We start from the raw sequence: 367 nt of genomic DNA, 5'->3' as shown, positions 1-367 counted from the left end.
GTCGTGGCGGGCGAGGTCGTGGTCTCCCCGTCACCGACGGGGTCGGTCGACGGGTCGACCACGGTGACCGTGAGCTTCTCGGACTCGGACACCGGCCCGTTGGAGACCGTGACCAGCACCTCGTAGTCACCCGCCCGGGTGGGCGTTCCGGAGATCACCCAGCCGTCCTGGGTCAGGCCGTCCGGCAATCCGGTGACCTGGATGGAGGTGCCGGCCGGGATCGCACCCCCGGCGGCACGGGCCACCACGGGTTCGAGGTCGAGGTTGACCGGGACCCCCAGCTCCATCTCCTGCGCCGTCGAGTCCTCGGTCGCGGGATCCTGGACCCCCGCCTCCTGGCCGGCCGCGTTCTGCGCCAGCAGGATGT

General features: G+C 71.9%; 1 pseudogene. It reads right to left on the bottom strand.

Annotation, left to right across the window (positions count from 1 at the left end):
• Positions 1 to 367: pseudogene (locus tag IY392_RS16410) on the bottom strand (hypothetical protein); the annotation flags it as partial.

The sequence above is a fragment of the Dietzia sp. SYD-A1 genome (assembly GCF_015356725.1).
Lineage (GTDB): Bacteria > Actinomycetota > Actinomycetes > Mycobacteriales > Mycobacteriaceae > Dietzia.
The sequence above is the reverse complement of the archived record's forward strand: the minus strand, read 5'-3'. Positions and strand labels throughout refer to the sequence as shown.